Origin of the sequence: Acidicapsa ligni (genome assembly GCF_025685655.1) — a bacterium.
Classification (GTDB): domain Bacteria; phylum Acidobacteriota; class Terriglobia; order Terriglobales; family Acidobacteriaceae; genus Acidicapsa; species Acidicapsa ligni.
On record NZ_JAGSYG010000003.1, the window covers coordinates 701,203 to 717,690 of the forward strand.

Annotated in this window: 16 protein-coding genes, 1 tRNA gene and 1 pseudogene; 3 read left to right on the top strand and 15 right to left on the bottom strand. The window is 54.1% G+C overall.

What is annotated here, in order from left to right; genetic code table 11:
• Nucleotides 1-34: 34 nt before the first annotated feature.
• The 12 genes and pseudogenes from alsS to OHL19_RS13230 form a co-directional block, all read right to left on the bottom strand.
• On the bottom strand, nt 35-1,714 hold the full coding sequence (alsS, locus tag OHL19_RS13185; protein WP_263358161.1) for an acetolactate synthase AlsS: 1,680 nt from the start codon (nt 1,712-1,714) through the stop codon (nt 35-37).
• Nucleotides 1,714-2,559, bottom strand: a complete 846-nt coding sequence (budA, locus tag OHL19_RS13190) for an acetolactate decarboxylase (protein ID WP_263358162.1) — start codon at nt 2,557-2,559, stop codon at nt 1,714-1,716. The genes alsS and budA overlap by 1 nt, the downstream gene beginning before the upstream one ends.
• A gap of 70 nt (nt 2,560-2,629) precedes the next feature.
• Nucleotides 2,630-3,889 carry a cupin domain-containing protein gene (locus tag OHL19_RS13195; RefSeq protein WP_263358163.1) on the bottom strand — a complete coding sequence of 420 codons (1,260 nt, stop codon included), beginning with the start codon at nt 3,887-3,889 and terminating at the stop codon, nt 2,630-2,632.
• A gap of 223 nt (nt 3,890-4,112) precedes the next feature.
• Nucleotides 4,113-4,283 carry a hypothetical protein gene (locus OHL19_RS13200; RefSeq protein ID WP_263358164.1) on the bottom strand — a complete coding sequence of 57 codons (171 nt, stop codon included), beginning with the start codon at nt 4,281-4,283 and terminating at the stop codon, nt 4,113-4,115.
• A gap of 203 nt (nt 4,284-4,486) precedes the next feature.
• On the bottom strand, nt 4,487-7,225 hold the full coding sequence (locus OHL19_RS13205; RefSeq protein WP_263358165.1) for a sensor histidine kinase: 2,739 nt from the start codon (nt 7,223-7,225) through the stop codon (nt 4,487-4,489).
• 508 nt (nt 7,226-7,733) lie between these two features.
• Nucleotides 7,734-8,381: a response regulator transcription factor gene (locus tag OHL19_RS13210; RefSeq protein ID WP_317890575.1), complete on the bottom strand. Its 648-nt coding sequence runs from the start codon at nt 8,379-8,381 to the stop codon at nt 7,734-7,736.
• 188 nt (nt 8,382-8,569) lie between these two features.
• The gene (locus tag OHL19_RS13215; protein WP_263358388.1) at nt 8,570-8,848 is read right to left on the bottom strand and encodes a hypothetical protein; all 279 of its coding nucleotides are present in this window, start codon (nt 8,846-8,848) and stop codon (nt 8,570-8,572) included.
• Nucleotides 8,845-9,024, bottom strand: coding sequence for a phage integrase central domain-containing protein (locus OHL19_RS23100; RefSeq protein ID WP_396126774.1), 180 nt, complete (start codon nt 9,022-9,024; stop codon nt 8,845-8,847). Before OHL19_RS23100 ends, OHL19_RS13215 begins: the two co-directional genes overlap by 4 nt.
• A pseudogene (locus OHL19_RS23105) lies at nt 9,002-9,106 on the bottom strand (Arm DNA-binding domain-containing protein); the annotation flags it as partial. The gene OHL19_RS23100 and the pseudogene OHL19_RS23105, both read right to left, overlap by 23 nt.
• Before the next feature lie 329 nt (nt 9,107-9,435).
• Nucleotides 9,436-9,510 (bottom strand) — tRNA-Glu (locus OHL19_RS13220).
• A gap of 132 nt (nt 9,511-9,642) precedes the next feature.
• On the bottom strand, nt 9,643-9,918 hold the full coding sequence (locus OHL19_RS13225; RefSeq protein WP_263358166.1) for a DUF507 family protein: 276 nt from the start codon (nt 9,916-9,918) through the stop codon (nt 9,643-9,645).
• Nucleotides 9,915-10,208, bottom strand: coding sequence for a DUF507 family protein (locus OHL19_RS13230; protein ID WP_263358167.1), 294 nt, complete (start codon nt 10,206-10,208; stop codon nt 9,915-9,917). Before OHL19_RS13230 ends, OHL19_RS13225 begins: the two co-directional genes overlap by 4 nt.
• 187 nt (nt 10,209-10,395) lie before the next feature.
• Between OHL19_RS13230 and OHL19_RS13235 the strand changes: the two genes are divergently transcribed.
• Entirely contained in the window at nt 10,396-10,872 is a 477-nt protein-coding gene (locus tag OHL19_RS13235) for a hypothetical protein (RefSeq protein ID WP_263358168.1), read from the top strand.
• Nucleotides 10,869-12,695 (top strand): single-stranded-DNA-specific exonuclease RecJ, encoded by a 1,827-nt coding sequence (recJ, locus tag OHL19_RS13240; protein WP_263358169.1) that lies wholly within the window; start codon nt 10,869-10,871, stop codon nt 12,693-12,695. Before OHL19_RS13235 ends, recJ begins: the two co-directional genes overlap by 4 nt.
• 93 nt (nt 12,696-12,788) lie before the next feature.
• Here recJ and OHL19_RS13245 read toward each other — a convergent pair whose 3' ends face one another.
• The 3 genes from OHL19_RS13245 to ychF form a co-directional block, all read right to left on the bottom strand.
• Complete coding sequence (locus OHL19_RS13245) at nt 12,789-13,136, bottom strand: hypothetical protein (RefSeq protein WP_263358171.1); 348 nt, start codon at nt 13,134-13,136, stop codon at nt 12,789-12,791.
• 171 nt (nt 13,137-13,307) lie between these two features.
• Complete coding sequence (locus OHL19_RS13250) at nt 13,308-14,291, bottom strand: YXWGXW repeat-containing protein (RefSeq protein WP_263358172.1); 984 nt, start codon at nt 14,289-14,291, stop codon at nt 13,308-13,310.
• A gap of 239 nt (nt 14,292-14,530) precedes the next feature.
• On the bottom strand, nt 14,531-15,637 hold the full coding sequence (ychF, locus tag OHL19_RS13255; RefSeq protein WP_263358173.1) for a redox-regulated ATPase YchF: 1,107 nt from the start codon (nt 15,635-15,637) through the stop codon (nt 14,531-14,533).
• A gap of 139 nt (nt 15,638-15,776) precedes the next feature.
• Between ychF and tmk the strand changes: the two genes are divergently transcribed.
• Nucleotides 15,777-16,460: a dTMP kinase gene (gene tmk, locus OHL19_RS13260; RefSeq protein ID WP_263358174.1), complete on the top strand. Its 684-nt coding sequence runs from the start codon at nt 15,777-15,779 to the stop codon at nt 16,458-16,460.
• The last annotated feature ends 28 nt before the right edge of the window (nt 16,461-16,488 follow it).

Sequence of the window (16,488 nt, forward strand, 5' to 3'; positions counted from 1 at the left end):
CGCTACTAATGACGACTGCAAGTTCAAACCAGGTTTAATGGATGCTCCGTTCGTTTACCTGTTCGAAGAGCTTGTGATTATCGCGATAATCAACATGTACTCCAATAAGCACTGGTCCCGGAATGTCGAAAGCTTTCTTGAGTACGGGAGCAATCTGATCTGGAGATCTAATGATGAACCCGCGAGCGCCGAAGGCTTCTGCGTATTGCACAGGATCTACTGGACCAAAGGTAGTACCCGAAGGTCGGCCATACTTTGCGACTTCCTGTACAGCGACCATGTCATAAGTTCCATCGATGCAGATCATGTGAATGAGATTCGATTGAAGCCGGACGGCGGTTTCAAGCTCCATACCGGAAAAGAGGAAACCTCCATCACCCGAAACAGATAAGACCTTCTCCGCAGGACGCAGAAGCGCGGCCGCGATCGCCCATGGGAGCGCGACACCTAATGTTTGCTGGCCATTGCTGATCAATACCTGTCTGGCGCGAAAGCTATAGAGGTACCTTGCTATCCAAAGGTGAAAGGAGCCCATGTCCAGACACAGAGTCATATCGGGCGTCAATATTCTATGTAGCTCAGAGACGAGCCTTAGCGGATGGACAGGAATGCCATTCATCATTGCGGACGAGCGTGCCAGTTCCTCGCGGCTCTGAGCGATCTTATCGAGTTGCTTTTTGATGGATGGATCTGGAGCGCGAGGCGCGATAAGCGGAGTCAACAACTGAATGGTCGCGGCGATATTGCCTATCAGCTCTACGGTCGGGCTATAAGAGTTGTCGATATCTGCCGGAAGAGCGTCCACGTGGATAATGGTGCGTGTAATACCTTTATTCCAGAGGGCCGGCCAGTATTCGACGGGGTCATATCCTATGGTGATGATCAGATCGCCCGCCGCAAGAATCTCATCTGCGGGTTGATTGTTGATTTGACCAACCCGCCCGCCAAAGTTGCTGAAGAGATTTGTCGAGACAGCACCCGCGGCTTGAAAGGTTCCGATTACCGGAAGCCTTCCGCGATCAATCAGCACATGAACTTCAACAGCGTTTTCCTGTTTACTCGCTAACAAGCCGAGCAGAACAACTGGAGTCTTCGCCTGATTAATAAGACGGGCGGCTTCCTTAATTGCGGCGGCGTCCGCGGGGCCGGTACCAGAGTACTCGGGTGGAGTGAGAATATCGCACCTGGCAGGTGCCATCATAATGTCCATAGGTAGACTCACAAAGGCTGCGCCTGGCCTGTCTGACTCTGCGCTGCGAAACGCATTCGTGATTACTTCCGAGACTGATTCCGGCGAATCGACCTCAGCGCTATACTTGGTTACCGGCCTCATGAGATTCACTGAGTCCATCGACTGATGAACCTTCTTCAGTCTGTCGGCGATGGGTACCGCCCCGCTGAACGCGATCACTGGATCCCCTTCAGTGTTTGCTGTGGCAAGTCCGGTAACAAGGTTCGAGACTCCTGGACCAGAAGTAGTGATTGCCACACCGGCTTTGCCGGTCAAGCGTCCTATACCTCCCGCGATGAAGGCGGCGTTCTGCTCGTGGCGGCAAACGACGGTTTGAATCGAGGAATCAACGAGAGTGTTAAATACCTTGTCGATCCTCGCTCCTGGCACTCCGAAGACCCATTTCACCTTCTGCTGTTCCAAGGTTTTGACAAGGACATCTGCGCCGCTGAACTGCTTGGTTTGCTGTTTATCGCTGGACATTAGGCTTTTTCCTTTTGACGTGTTTGCTCTGCGAAGGCAAGATCTTTGGAGGTGTCTTTCGTGAGGTCGGCTCGTAGAAATTCTTCTGACTCAGGGAGAGCGAGATGGAAATCGTTCAGCCTCTCAACACGCACGCGAAGGTTTGTGCCGCTGCACTCGAGCAGGTGCCCTCCCTTGGTGCGGTCCTCCGAGAGAAAATGAAAGTGATAGCCGACAATATTGAATGTCTTGGAGAACAGAGGAGCCCAAATGCCCACGAGCGTTCCTTCGATATCCTTGAAATTGAACTCAGGCTGAGTCGTGGCAGCTTGCGCCAGTGGAATCCCATTCAATGTCGGCTTCATAGCTCGGGTATGAATGTGCTTGAAACGACCATCGATGCGGAAGGCGTAGAAGAGATTGTTGGAATCGCGATACCGATCGCAGGCCCGAGTGAGATATTCCAGGCTCGTAACGGATTCTATGGTCTGATCTTGGTCTGCTACAAAGCGAACGACCACAGCGAAAGGTGTTCCTGTATCGTCGACAACCCTAGCAACGGTGCCGTTGCCGCGCACTTGATAGATACTGCCGTCGAGCACGACCATCTCGCCGTCGAGGTTATCGAATGTGCCAAGCCCGAGGTCACCATAGTTGAGCAGATCGCTGCTGGAGACGGCTCTTTCGTAGATGCCTTGAACTAACGCTGCTGATGTAGAAACCTGGAAGAGTGTGTGAAGCGGAACACCGAGGCACCGCGACAATGTACTCGTGACAAGATGGTCGATAGATTCGCCGCTATCCTTGGATCGCTGCTCAAGGACTGTTTGGAGAGATTGCGAAATCTGACAATTGAGAGTAGGCATCAATGTTCTCCGCGATGTTCAGCAAGCGTCGTGTCGCCGCCCACCGATTCGCTGTTTGCACCGGAGGCTGCTATTTCAGGACTACTTGTTTCTCTTCGGGTATTTTCTTAATGCTGCCTGCATCCAGATTCAGATGTTGTGCGACAACTTCGGCAGGGAGATGCCTCAACCAATTGTTCAGCGACACGTCCTGGAACAGGTCGGAAGCAAAAAGCTCTAGAAAGACGAGATCTGTATCTCCCGTATTTTCGACGTAATGGCCGGCAACAGCCGGAACGTAGCCCACATCATTGGCGTTGTAATCCATGGTTCGTGCGTTACCAACCGGGGTAAAGACCGTCATCCTTCCCTTACCTGCTACATAAAACTGCCATTCCGAGGATGTTGGATGCCAGTGGAGTTCACGCATCCCGCCAGGCTTGATCGTCACTAACCCTGCGGCAATATTCCTCGAGACGGGGAAATTTCGCGAATCCACAATACGAACTTCACCGCCGCTCGTTGCCTTCGTAGGCAGCATAGACTTCATCTTGAAGGTATATTGAAGTCGATTTTCCAGCGCTTTGCCAATCTGCGTTTTATCCCGATCGAGCGTCCCAGGCAGTTCTCCCGGAAAGATGTAGAGCGCACCGGTTGGCAATTTTGCCAGAGCCGCGTCGTCCAGACCGAAGTTCTTTCTCAACACCTCTGGGGGTGTGTGTGCAACCCATTCCGAGAGAAGAAACGTACCATCTTCGGAAAATGATCCTTGAGGAAATACCAAAAGGAATTCGGTGCCGTCCGGGCCAAGTCCCTGAATGGAGTGAGGGTATCCTGCCGGAAAGACCCAGAGATCCCCTTCGCTTACGTCCTCAATGAACATCGACCCGTCTGGATTCATCACTGTCACCCGCGCGCTGCCATAGAGCACATAGGCCCACTCGTCTGCCGTATGCCAATGCAATTCGCGGAAACTTCCCGCAGTTAATCGCATATTGACACCCGCTATGTCTCTTGAAGATGGAAACTCGCGTTCTGTCACCTGATGTGTCCAGCCACCTTCTTCTACCCTCTTCTTGGTTAAATCGAAGGAATACCAGATGGGCACTGTATCGCCAGAATCAGTTGGAGGCGGCATGTTGGAATTAGGATTCTCGTCCAGAATCGTCTTATTCTCTTGCCCTGGATTACTCGATGAATGGTCGTGCTCCGCTTTTCGAATATTTGCTCGCTCCTGCGCATCCGCAGTAAGTCCAGTGACTGCCACTGCTGCTAGCGCCGCCGAGCCGGCTCCCAGAAATCTCCTTCGAGAGTGGTTTTCTATGATGGTTTTATCCATTTCGTTTTTCATTCATGACTCCTCTAAATCTGTCGTCGAACGCCGCTCTTGCGAAACCCACTTACAAATGTGGAGCGCGCAATTCAAAATTGCCTCGCACCTTCTGACTAGCAGAGGCCAAGACTGGGCCGTGTTAGTTAGGCGAGCCGCCTCATCGAGTGATCTCCCGCGTACCGAGTCTGAAATCATCATGTTCAAAGAGGGTTCTGGATGAGACCGCACCTTGACTCACCCTTCAACCAGTGCCGCGGCAGTAGAAATTAGAAACACGCGGTGACCATCCGACTTCAGATACTCGCTCACAGCCCGTTGAGACGATGTTGCCGACGGGTGTTCCGCGCGCCGCCGTCGCTTCCTTCAAAGCGTCGCAGAGCGATGCTGTAACGACAGCCGTGAGAGTGGCCATATGTCCCCCGTGATCACAATCTCGAAAACAAATCGCGAAGCCGCAGCGTGTGCCTCTGCAGCCTTATCGAATGTTCAGCGCATCATTGTCGCGATGCACTACCGAGATTACGGGGTCATACAGGAGAACGAAACGTTAGAAGGAATGGTGTCGGCCCTACATTTTTCTTTAGGGCTCATGGGCGATGGTCGTTCTCAAGTGGTCTAGCGTCGTCGGCTCTTATGCAAGCGCGAAATGATTGCTTTCAGGAACAAGTTCCACACATCGCGCTTCTTCTCCGGGAAGATAACATGCGCAGGCACAATGAGTTCAACGCGGGTTCCTGCTCCAGGAGTACTCGTTACGTCGAGCACGCCGCCGATACGTTGAGCCCGTTCCGTCATACCCTGCAACCCGAAATGACCTGGTCTACCGCCACGCAACACAACCGGATCAATACCCCTGCCGTTGTCCACAACAGTAAGGACAACGCCTTTCGTATAGCTAATTTGCACCTGTATCCGACTGGCTCCTGAGTGCTGATACGCGTTTCGAATTGCTTCGTATCCGATGCGATAAATTTCGTCGCGCATAATCGGATGGACTTGAGTCGTCACGCCGTGAACAGTAAATTCAACCTGCATCTGAGTTTTGATGGAGCATTCATCGATTACTCGCTGAAGATCCTCTACCAAATCGTTCTTCCGACTCATGGACAATCTCAACGAAGTAATGGCAGCGCGCTCCTCCTCGATCGCGTGGCCCAGGCAAATCGACAATCGCTCCATTACGCGGTGCAGATAGTTAGCTTCGAGAGGTTCGTCTAGCGCGACATCCGCAAGCATCTTGCTGCCCTCAACAGTTTGCAGCATGGTGTCATGTAGCTCGCGGGCCAAACGGGTTCGTTCGGCCACGCGTTCATCAAACCGTGCGTTCATTGCGGACGCGATCTGATGGAGCCGTATACGGTGAAGAGACCACACAACCATTGCTGTCAGTACAACGCATAAAAGGCGGAACCATGCCGTTTGATACCAGGCAGGAAGCAAGCTGAAATCCAGCGCGGCGCCTACTTCATTCCAAACGCCGGCGTTGTTGCAGGCGACGACTCGAAATCTGTACTTTCCAGGAGGGAGGTCGTTGTAAAAAGCCTGTCGACGCGTTCCAGCATCCTGCCAATCTGCATCATGATCGACTAGCCGATAACGAAAACGAACCTTTTGTGGAGACACATAGCTAAGTGCCGTGTAGTCCACTTCGATGTCGCGCGTACGAGAAGGTAGAAGAAGATTGGGCTGAGCTAAATAGATACGCCTGTCGGCGATGATTCTTTCCACATGGACAGGTGGAGGGATATGGTTTTCCGCCAGGTGTTGAGGATCGATCATTAGCAATGCAAAACCGCTACTAAACCATAACCGCCCGTCAACTGACGTAGCGCCGGCGTTGAACGGCGCGACACCGGTCTCTAGGCCATCCAATGCGTCGAGTATAGTGATCTGTACCTTGCTATCTGGTTTTAGCCACCATCGATCAAGTTCACGTTTAGCAACTTTGATTAATCCACACTGTGCATTGAGCCACAGCCCTCCCTCGCTGTCGAGCGCCATGGCATTGATGCGATCACAGGGAAGTCCATTCCGGACAGTGAGTGTCTGTTGCCTACCGTGGCCCCACGCAATGAGACCGTACTGCGTGGCTCCAAGCACATCACCATCCTTGGTTGTCAGGAGGTCCCTTACAGTACTGCCTGATCCGTGACGAAAGGTGAAGGTCTCCAATTTCCCGAGACGATATCGAGCCAAATCGCCCGTCCATAGTCCCAACCAGATCCCGTTCTCTGCGTCGGCCGCGAGACTTTGAGCAGTTGGTATCCGCGAGACTGGTATCACATCAAGGACTCGCATATTTCGTATGCGAAGAAGCCGCCCCTCCGAGCCGCCTCCCGCCTCAGCCCAGATATTGTGATCCGTATCTTCAGTGATAGCGTGAATCAATCCCGTCGGACTCTTGTCCGGCATGTCGACCAGACGAAATCTCCCGTTTTGATAGACCCTGAGTGTATTGTCGACTCCAGTCCATAACCGTCCCATATGGTCCTCGACCATGGCGGTCACCTGGGTTCCTGGCAGCCCCTCCCCCATGCGAATTGACCCCAGGGCGCCGTCGCGCCAAAAATTCAGTCCCTCCGCACTTCCAATCCAGACGGTGCCATCGCGCGAAGCGGCGAGGGAGTCGACCTCAGTACCAGCCAATCCCTCGTGCGTCGAGTAGGTGGCCACCGACAAGTCACGGAAGTTGTCCAGGCCTCTTGTAGTGACGGCCCAGATGTTTCCCTCGCGGTCCTCATAAAGACTCAGCACACTATCGCTGGAGAGCCCATCGGCTTTGCCGAAATGATCTACCTTGTCGCCTACAACACGATAGATTCCGTCGCGCGCTGTGCCGACCCACAGGCTCCCCGCGTGATCAAGCAACAGTGTGAGTACCTCCAGTCTGGACCCATCGAATTTGCCCATGACAAAAGGTTTCCAGGTGTCGTTGGCCAGACGCAGAAGTCCCAGACCGGGCCCTCTCACAGCCGTTCCAGCCCAGGGTGGTCCGTTGAGGGGGAAGGCAAGGGACACCACTCCTCCTTGACCCACATTCGATCTCAACCCATTGAGTGCGTAAAGATGGGATGCGCGCGGTTTCCATCGAAGAATTGCGGTGTCGCTGCCTATCCAGATATTTCCGTAAGCATCTTCTCCTATCGACTGGCCGCGGTCTCCATTAAAGGGAATCTCATCGGCTTTCCCATAGCACTGCAATTTGGAGTCGATGACGCGACAAAGCGATCCCCGGGGTTTGTCGAGGGAAAAATGCGGAACCCACACTTGTCCGTGTTTGTCTTCGAGGATGTCGCCGATCATTCCCGGCGTATCGTCATAATTCGTGAGTTGGCCATCCTTCCAGCGGCTCAACCCAACTACCGTTCCTATCCATAAACTTCCGTCGCGTCCACCTAGGAGTGAGTGGATCCGTGGTGAGGGCAGCTGTTGATTAGAAGAATTGATGGCGGACCATGGCACAAATCTCGTGCCATCGAATCGTATGAGGCCATCGGCTGTACCGATCCAAATATAGCCATCAGCAGTTTGCGTAATTGCTTCGGGCCCACCGCTGAAATAGCCTTCCCGCATCCCCCATGCAGTGTGTGCATACTGCGAGATACGGCGGTCTGGATTGAGCGCAACTATAGTTTGTGTCGAGAGCAGTACGCAAACCAAGCATAACGAACTTGCCCTTGCGAGATTCATTGATATATTCACTCTTCGCAGGGAGCAGCCCCAATCTCGTTAACAGCCAATCAAAACTGAACAGCCAAACCCTACGTTCTGTCGATAGACCTTCAACATTAGTCTCGTTCCCAACGTCTCGATAACATCTGAATATGCTATGCAGAAGCTATAGAAAACTTGAGGTTGGAAATCAAGTTTGCAGCAAACCGCGACGAATGGCGATCGAAATGGCGTGGGCACGATCATGAGCACCTAATTTGTCCACAATGTTTCTGATGTGAAAATTGACTGTCGCCTCTGAAATGGCTAGTTTGCCAGCAATTTGTTTATTGCGATGCCCTTCGCCGATTAGGCGAAGAACTTCAAGTTCGCGGACGGTCAGGTTATCCTGTCCGAACTGCGTGGCAAACCGAACGGCGATTTCTGGCGGAACGTACCGGGCACCACTGTGAACGGATCGAATGATGGCAACCAATTCGTTCTTTGGCGTGTTTTTGAGAATATATCCTGCGGCGCCCGTGCGGAGGACGCGTTGTATTTCAGTGTCGTTGTCCGAACTGGTGAGGACTATAACGCGAGCCTGAGGAAACTCTTGCAGAATCGTAATGAGAGCATCGGTACCGTTTCCATCAGGAAGCTTAAGATCCATTAGTGTGATGTCAGGTCGGTGGCTCCGGAATGCGGTCACAGCATCGGCGGCGTTCATTGCCTCTGAGACAAGAAGCATATCGCGCTGCGAGCCAATGACTGCTGCCAAACCTTCGCGAAAAACCGGATGGTCTTCAACGCTAAGAATACGAATTGGGTGACTAGATGTCAGGAGTCCCTCGCAGGATATTACGTCTGCCGATTTTGGAAGTCCGCGACTTCTCGGCCTGCACTCGTAACTCAACCCTGAAGCATAGCGCAAACCCCAACATACTCAAGAGAAACTTCGAATCGAAATGGAAAATATATTAATAGCAAGAAATGATCGCCGTCAAACAGCCGTTCAGGTCGTGGCTCATAGCCATTATCACCTCCACTCTAGCCCGCACCCCATCCGAGTACGCCTGCACCCTTCAGCGCACCGAAAAAGGCCAGAATGGCATCATGGAAGCGCCCACTCATCATCCGAATGCCGCCGAAGATCAGACCGCCAAAATAGATGACAGCGCCCGCGTCAATGGTGAACGTCTGGGCTGAACCTGGCGGCGCGACACGACTAAGAAAATCTCGAGCTTCTGATCGAGACCATCGGTAGAAAGAGACACATCGGCCTAATTGCTGACAGAAAGCAGGTTTGGAGCTTACGTCCTGGCTCATAGGAACGGGAAGAGATCTCGCTCTAGCCAGCTCAGAACGCGTGCCGCATGTCCCGGCGACCAAACCTCAGCCCGCTTGGCGTACCATTCCCCGGCCGACCTTTTCGAAGGTCTCTCCGGATCGCTCCACCAGCAGCAGCTTTTCTTTCTTGCGCTGATATACAGGGTCCACGCCAGTGCTTAGAAGCTTACGAGCCTCGTCACTGCGCAAACGCGCAGCCTTCAGGTTGATCTCCGGATACACACCGATTGCCAGAGGCCTTTCTTTGCCCTATGGTGGTACTTCCAGCGCCGGTAAGTTCCGCCAGTTGGAAAGATTTTGAGATAAAGGCCGCGCCCATCAAAGAGCCGCGTTTTCTTTCCGGGTTCTGGCCTGAAATTCCTGATCTGCTCGGTCAAGAGACATGGGACACCTCGTAGGGAGGATTGGAGAACCACTCTGGAGGCAACTGCGCCAGGTTCCCCAAGAGGTTCCCTCAAACGTCGCGACCGGTAAAAAACGCAGTCGGACCTACTCGGACGTCTTTGTGAAGAAATACCAGGTTTAAGAGATTTTATGGACGTCTAGGGCTTCTTCGGAAGGTGTATTGGTAGCGCTAACGGGAATCGAACCCGTGTTTTAAGATTGAGAATCTCACGTCCTAACCCCTAGACGATAGCGCCACACTTGCGGGGAAGGCCACCTCTGGTTCTCACTGCGAACCAGCTTAGCCACTCATCTAATTTAACAAAAAACAGGGCTTATGCCAAAGTTACCACGGCCCAGAGGATCATGTGCCGAATCATCAGGAGAAGCTAGATTCCTAAACGCCGCACTTCATCGTTGTAATACTTGCGGTAAAGGATGTCCCACTCCTGGGTGCCTTCCTGGATGATCTTGCGCTGCGAACTAATCTTGAGCCGTGCTGCCTGATCGATCTTGGTCTCTTCGGCGAAGAGTTGTTCGAGGGCCTTACGAGCTTCCTGGCGGATGGTATTGCGATCTTCGAGGAAGTCCACCTGATCGATCTCGGCCAGGGAATCTGCAACTGTGTGGGCCAGCTTATTGAGCTTATCGCGAGAGATTCTCATAGCACCGCCTTGTATTTGCGCGCCAGCTCGCCTTTGACCTTTTTGAACATCTCCGCATACTGTGCGCCGGACTTGAGCATCTCCTGCTGATACGCCTCAAGGATGATGCGAACTTCGTCGTTGATGCGGTCTTCAAGGGAAAGTTCTTCGATCATACCGGCTGTCACGCGCTCTTCAACAAGAGCGGCCTGGTCGGTATGGATCATGTTGGCGTCGACGAGGTGTTTCACCGTGCGGCGCGCCAGATATCCGATGTATTCGCGGGAGAAGATCATTGACTGAGCCTTCAAGATACCACATTGAACCCTATCTTGTTCCAGCCCGAACTACTTGCAATCCACATACGGTTTACAAATGATCTATCGGTTGTGGCCGATGCGGACAATTTTTGGCTGGATTGGGCCTTCTTTCCACAGGCGGAGAAGACACAATTGCTCCAGGCGGCCCAATTACATCTGAGACAATGAAGAACAACCTATGGAAACCGATAACCTGGTACTGCTAAAAGACGATATGGTGGCGTTTATTGAAGGGCACGGCCTGCGCCGTCTGCCTGGATATGTCACCGAAGATATCCCCGCGATCCTCTGGGAGAATGAAGACAACCCCGACTCCTGGAAAGATTTCGTCGAGATGGCCAAACATACAGGTGCCCTGTTTGTGACCATCAGCGAAGTGCAGCTCGATCGCGAAGAGCTGGATGAACTGGTGGAAGAGGCCAGCGAACTCAATTTCCCGGATGAAGAAGCAGCCGAGTTGGTCGAAGCGCAATGGCTCTTGAAATACGCAGGTAAAGTTGGATATATCCAGCTTGGCTTTGTACATCAAGGCGTAGTCTTCCTGCATGAAACGACCACGGAATGGTACGAGCGATACCAGGAGTTGCTGGAAGGCATTGAGAGCTTTCAGGACATCGTGATCGACGATCCTGATGGTGACTCGGAAAACGAGTGAGTACCGGGTTGCCTGTAGTTACGGCCACTCTCCCTACCTTGCACCAGCGCTGGCAGCTTACTCTGCCTCATCCTGAAGAGGCTGCCGCGCTTGCTGCCTCAGCACATATTCCAACGGTGATTGCCGAGTTACTTATAACTCGCGGCATTCACACTGCTGAGGACGCAGCACGCTTTCTTAATCCCGACATCAATCAACTGCATGACCCGCTTCGAATGCTGGGCATGGATGTAGCTGTAGCGCGCCTGCAGAAGGCCATTGTGAGCCGCGAAACCATCCTGCTGTATGGGGATTACGACGTCGATGGCACGACTGCCGTTGTGCTGCTCAAAACAGCTATTGAGATGATGGCTGGCGCCGATGGATGTCAGGTTCGCTTCCATGTGCCGCACCGGCTTCGCGAAGGCTACGGACTGCAATCCTCTGTGCTGGAGCAGGCATCCGCTGAGGGCGTCAGCCTTGTCATTACAGTCGATACCGGCATGCGCGCTTTTACTGAAGCGGAGACAGCACGCAGGCTGGGCCTCGATCTGATTATCACGGACCATCATCTTCCTGATGCAGGCGACGCTATTCCTAAAGCGCTGGCGATTCTGAATCCCAATCAGCCCGGATGCGAATATCCGGAAAAATCTCTATGCGGAGCGGCCATTGCTTTCAAGCTTGCGCAGGCTCTCCTGGAACGGTGGGATGCTGCGCGAACGCACAGCAAGATTGTGCCCTCGTTTCTCAAGATGGTAGCCCTGGCTACAGTCGCGGACGCGGTGCCTTTGCGCGGCGAAAATCGAGTGCTGGCTGCGCTGGGGATACGCGAATTAAGCCGACCTGCGGGGGCGGGACTCCGCGCATTGTTTCGGGCTGCGGGACTTGATCCAACGACGAAAGCGCTGACGAGCTTCGATCTCGGATTTCGGCTGGCTCCGCGGATCAACGCAGCAGGCCGGATGGATGTAGCTGCGGAGGTCGTCGAGCTATTTACTACGCGTGATTTGGGACGAGCCCAAACGTTGGCTGAAAAACTCGAGCGGCTCAATACGGAGCGTCGCGAAACAGAAGCCGAGGCGTTGAAGAATATTGAATTCCGGCTGGCTGCCGAGGCCAGGCTGGCGGATTGCCGAATGCTTGTGATGGCTGGCGACGGATGGCATCGTGGAGTAATTGGGATTCTCGCATCGCGTGTGGTTGACCGCACTGCCAAACCGGCAATTGTGGTGAGCATCGAAGACGGCGTTGCGTATGGATCGGGACGCTCCATCGATGGTTTTCCGCTGCTGGAGGCCATTGAAACCTGCGCCGATCTCTACACCCGATTTGGCGGGCATGCCTTTGCGGTAGGCTTTGCAATGCCTGCGGAAAATCTGCCCGAGATGGAGCGTCGCCTGCTGATCTTTGCCGCGGAAAAACTCGCTGGGCAAAATGCCGAGCATGTTTTGCGTATTCACGCCGAGTTGCCACTGGACCGCGTCACACCTGTTCTAGGCGGATGGCTGCATAAGCTGGAGCCGCTCGGGCATGGCAACGCGGAACCTGTTTTTCTGGCGAGAAATGTGCGGCTGGCCGGGTCGGTTCGCTTGATGAAGGAACGACACATTCGATTGATGCTGACGCAGGCAGCGCTCGCGCAAGGATCACCTACTCACAACTCTTCATCAGGGGCTTCGATACAGGCCGTGGGGTGGAATCTTGCTCGGCGCGCTGAGGAATTGAGTTTGCAAGCCGGAAGCCTCATTCATCTGGCATATCGCATCCGCGAGAACGACCACCCGCAATATGGCGGATTGCAGATCGAGATTGCCGGAATGCAATTGACAGAAGAACCATAAGCAGAAACGCGGCCTCCCTGGCTAATGCCTCGGAGACCGCGTGTACTGTTGCCACTCAATTACATTGGCCTATTCGTATCTGGCCCATTGAGTTTAGCGGCCATGCATCAGATGATCCACTCCGACCTGGTAGCCGCGCTCAAACCCATGACGATAGGCGTCGCGGTCGCGTCCGTGTACCGGTGGATGACGGAATTCGTCACGATTATGGACATCGGGACGACGGTGATTTTCAAAGTCTTTACGGGCACCTTCGATTCCATCGTGGAATCCACGCCGGGAAATTTCATCCAGTTCTCCCGGAGGCGCATCCCAGCCACGTTCCTGCGCATAACCAGCGGGTAACAACGATCCTGATGTTCCAAGCGCTACAGCGCCCTGAGAGCTCATAACTACAGCCGCCAATGCAGCGGTCATCCACATACCCGCAATTCGTTTCATATTTCCTCCTAGTGCATTTTCTCCAGTTATCAGATAACCAGACAGTCCGAACCGGATGCCTGACTGATCGGGTTCCCTAAAGATGCAGGCGATGCTCTATGCCCACATACTTAGGGATGAAAAAAGCAGCTCACGGGTTGGCCGTGAACTGCCAGGAATACAAGTTACAAGTTAGCGACCGCGAGGCTTCTCGTGCTCCGCGGGCCTCGGAGCTGGACGCGACTGCGGTGCAGGGCGAGACTCGGGGCGGGCTTGCGGGGCTGGGCGCGACTGTTGCGCAGGACGCGATTCCGGACGAGCCTGCTGCGCGGGCCGTGCCTCAGGACGTGGCTGGGTGACTGGCCGCGACTGCTGCGCCGGACGAGCTTCCTGGGCCTGACGGGCTTCAGGACGGGCTGCTGGGCGGGCTTCAGGACGATTTGCCGCTCCCGGCCGATCGTTTCCACCACCCCTGTTCGGGGAAGCCAGCGGACGCGCTGCTGCTACATTTGCGGGACGACCGCGATTAGCAGAGAAACGCTGCTGCGGATCGCGAGCTGCCGCCTGGAAGTGCTGCTGCTGGATCGAAGTTGCACCTACATGCCGTTCGTTCGACGCTATCCGTTCCTGCGGAGTAGCCTCATGCCGAATGCCGCCGGGACCGCCTGAGAATGCAACACGCCGGTCATTCACGATCGTGTTGTTGCGAACGATCGTCTGGTTGATATACGTGTTACGAATCACAGTCCGATTCACGTTCACAATGGCCGTGTTGTAAGCGAAGCGACCACCACGCCATTCGCCACCGGCAAAACCGATACCCATGTAGCCAAAGCCATAGTTCACGCCACCGTAGTAGCCAACGTGGGAGCCCCAATAGCCGTCATGGAAGAGGTAATGGCCACCTTCCCAGCCCCAATAAGGAGGCGTCCAGAGCGCACCGGCATAGGGGGATGGAACCCATGCACCAGGAATCCAGTAGTAGCCATCGGGACCGTAGGCCCAGTAACCGGGAGTCCACATCAAACCATCTTCAGGGCATGGAGGCTGCACATAAACGGGCAGTACCGGCGGAGCAATACCGATACTAATAAACACACCGGCAAATGAAGATGCCGGGACGACGCTGATCAGCATCGCAAGCAAGAGTAAACGCAGTGAGCGAAGAGCTTTCATAAATCCTCCGAACCGTTCTTGGAGCGTTCTAGCTTAGAGCATTCTAGCTACCGGGGGAGCAATTCCGGAACTGAAGGCCAGTTGATCGACGACTGTCACCACTACAACAGTCAACTTACAGCTTTAGGAACACAGTGGATATGGAGAAGTTGTCCGACACGGAATCAAAAACTGATCGAACATTCCCAATATTGAAGGTAACTTCTTTGGAATCTGCATCTATCATTCCTTAATTGCTTTTACGCCTTGAACCGGAAGTGGAAGATATCTCCATCCTGCGTAAGATAATCGCTGCCTTCCAATCGCATACGGCCCATTTCTTTAACCGCTGCTTCTGAGCCAGCCGCAACAAAGTCCGCATAGGCAATGGTTTCGGCGCGGATAAACCCTTTTTCAAAATCAGAGTGGATAGCTCCAGCAGCCTGAGGTGCTTTGGATCCCTTCTCGACGGTCCACGCATGCGTTTCCTGCGGCCCGACCGTGAAGAAAGTCAGCAGGCCCAGCAGCGCATATCCAGCGCGAATAACCCGTGCAAGACCGGTCTCCTCAAGCCCCAGGGACTGCAGGAATTCCTTCTTCTCCGCTTCCTCGGCAAGCTGCGAAACCTCTGCCTCAATCGCCGCCGAGATGATGACAGCCACGGTACCCTGTGCCTTAGCGAACTCCGCAACCTTTGCGGAATATGCATTCCCCGTACCTGCCGACGCCTCCTCAACATTGCAGACGTAGAGCACAGGTTTGGAGGTAATCAGGCCAAGCTGATGAAGAATCTTCTGCTGCTCCGGAGTAAGCTCTGCGGCGATAGTACGCGCGGACTTCCCTGCCCTCAGCGCTTCGAGTGCGGCCTCCATCACAGGCAGTTGCGCCTTGGCCTCATTGTCATTGCCTTTGAGCTTTTTCTGGGTCGCGATCACTCGACGTTCCAGGCTGTCGAGATCGGCGAGCATCAGCTCGGTTTCTACAGTTTCGGCATCGCGAACGGGATCGATGGAGCCCTCAACGTGCGTCACATTGCCATCGTCGAAGCAGCGCAGTACATGCGCAATCGCGTCCACTTCGCGGATGTGCGCGAGGAACTTATTGCCCAATCCCTCACCGCGTGAAGCGCCGCGCACCAAGCCCGCGATATCGACAAACTCAAGCTGGGTTGGAATGATCTTTTTCGACTCGGCCAGCTTTGCCAGCACTTCAAGTCGCGGATCAGGAACCGCAACGCGACCTACGTTTGGCTCGATGGTGCAGAACGGATAGTTGGCAGCCTCGGCTGCGGCAGTCTCGGTAAGTGCGTTGAATAGAGTGGACTTGCCCACGTTCGGCAGACCGACAATTCCGCAATTGAATCCCATGCTTCATCCTTGCTTCGTACAAAAAGTGTCCGCACTGACAGCGGCAAAGGCTGATTCACAAAATCCGCCTTGTCCATCATAAGCGGTTGGGATTACCCATGCCTCCCGAACGATGACGACGGAATGGTAAACTCCAGCCATGCAGCCGCAATCGCAGCGAGGGTTTTTCATCACATTTGAAGGCCTCGACGGCTCGGGAAAGACGACCCAGATCAAGCGCCTGACCGCATGGCTGGCGGCTAGAAACATCGCTCCCGTCGTGACCCGTCAACCGGGTGGTACGGAGACTGGCGACCGCATTCGCGCGCTGCTGCTGGACTCAAAATCGACAGGACTATCTCCGAAAACAGAGCTTGCGATGATGTTCGCTGACCGTGCGCAAGCAATCGAGGAGATCATCGCCCCTGCATTGCGAACGGGAAAGATCGTTGTCTGCGATCGCTTCACAGATTCAACCGAAGCCTATCAAGGGTGCGGACGGGAACTGGGTTCGCAGATCGTTCTCGAACTGCATCGGCTCATCTGCAATGATCTGCGGCCTGATCTGACGATATTGTTGCTGCCCGACCTCGCCGCATCCCTCGCACGCGCTCGCCGCCGTAATACGCATCAAACCTCGGTGACAGGCAAGGACGAAAGCCGATTCGAGCAGGAGCAGAACTCGTTTTTTCATCGCGTCTATACTGGCTACAAAGCCATTGCGGCGCGCGAGCCTGATCGAGTTCTCGTAATTGAGGGCGATCTCACTGTGGAAGAAGTTCACGCTCAAGTCACACGAGCAGTAAGTTCGATGCTGCGGCAGATGAACCTGATTTCGTCGTAACTCAATCCGTCTTTAGCTGATCGGAAAG

Coding starts and splice junctions, on each gene's coding strand:
- OHL19_RS13250 (WP_263358172.1), bottom strand. CDS start 14,291: ATGAAAGCTCTTCGCTCACTGCGTTTACTCTTGCTTGCGATGCTGATC.
- OHL19_RS13215 (WP_263358388.1), bottom strand. CDS start 8,848: ATGAGCCAGGACGTAAGCTCCAAACCTGCTTTCTGTCAGCAATTAGGC.
- alsS (WP_263358161.1), bottom strand. CDS start 1,714: ATGTCCAGCGATAAACAGCAAACCAAGCAGTTCAGCGGCGCAGATGTC.
- tmk (WP_263358174.1), top strand. CDS start 15,777: ATGCAGCCGCAATCGCAGCGAGGGTTTTTCATCACATTTGAAGGCCTC.
- OHL19_RS13235 (WP_263358168.1), top strand. CDS start 10,396: ATGGAAACCGATAACCTGGTACTGCTAAAAGACGATATGGTGGCGTTT.
- OHL19_RS13200 (WP_263358164.1), bottom strand. CDS start 4,283: ATGGCCACTCTCACGGCTGTCGTTACAGCATCGCTCTGCGACGCTTTG.
- OHL19_RS13245 (WP_263358171.1), bottom strand. CDS start 13,136: ATGAAACGAATTGCGGGTATGTGGATGACCGCTGCATTGGCGGCTGTA.
- OHL19_RS13225 (WP_263358166.1), bottom strand. CDS start 9,918: ATGAGAATCTCTCGCGATAAGCTCAATAAGCTGGCCCACACAGTTGCA.
- ychF (WP_263358173.1), bottom strand. CDS start 15,637: ATGGGATTCAATTGCGGAATTGTCGGTCTGCCGAACGTGGGCAAGTCC.
- budA (WP_263358162.1), bottom strand. CDS start 2,559: ATGCCTACTCTCAATTGTCAGATTTCGCAATCTCTCCAAACAGTCCTT.
- OHL19_RS13195 (WP_263358163.1), bottom strand. CDS start 3,889: ATGAAAAACGAAATGGATAAAACCATCATAGAAAACCACTCTCGAAGG.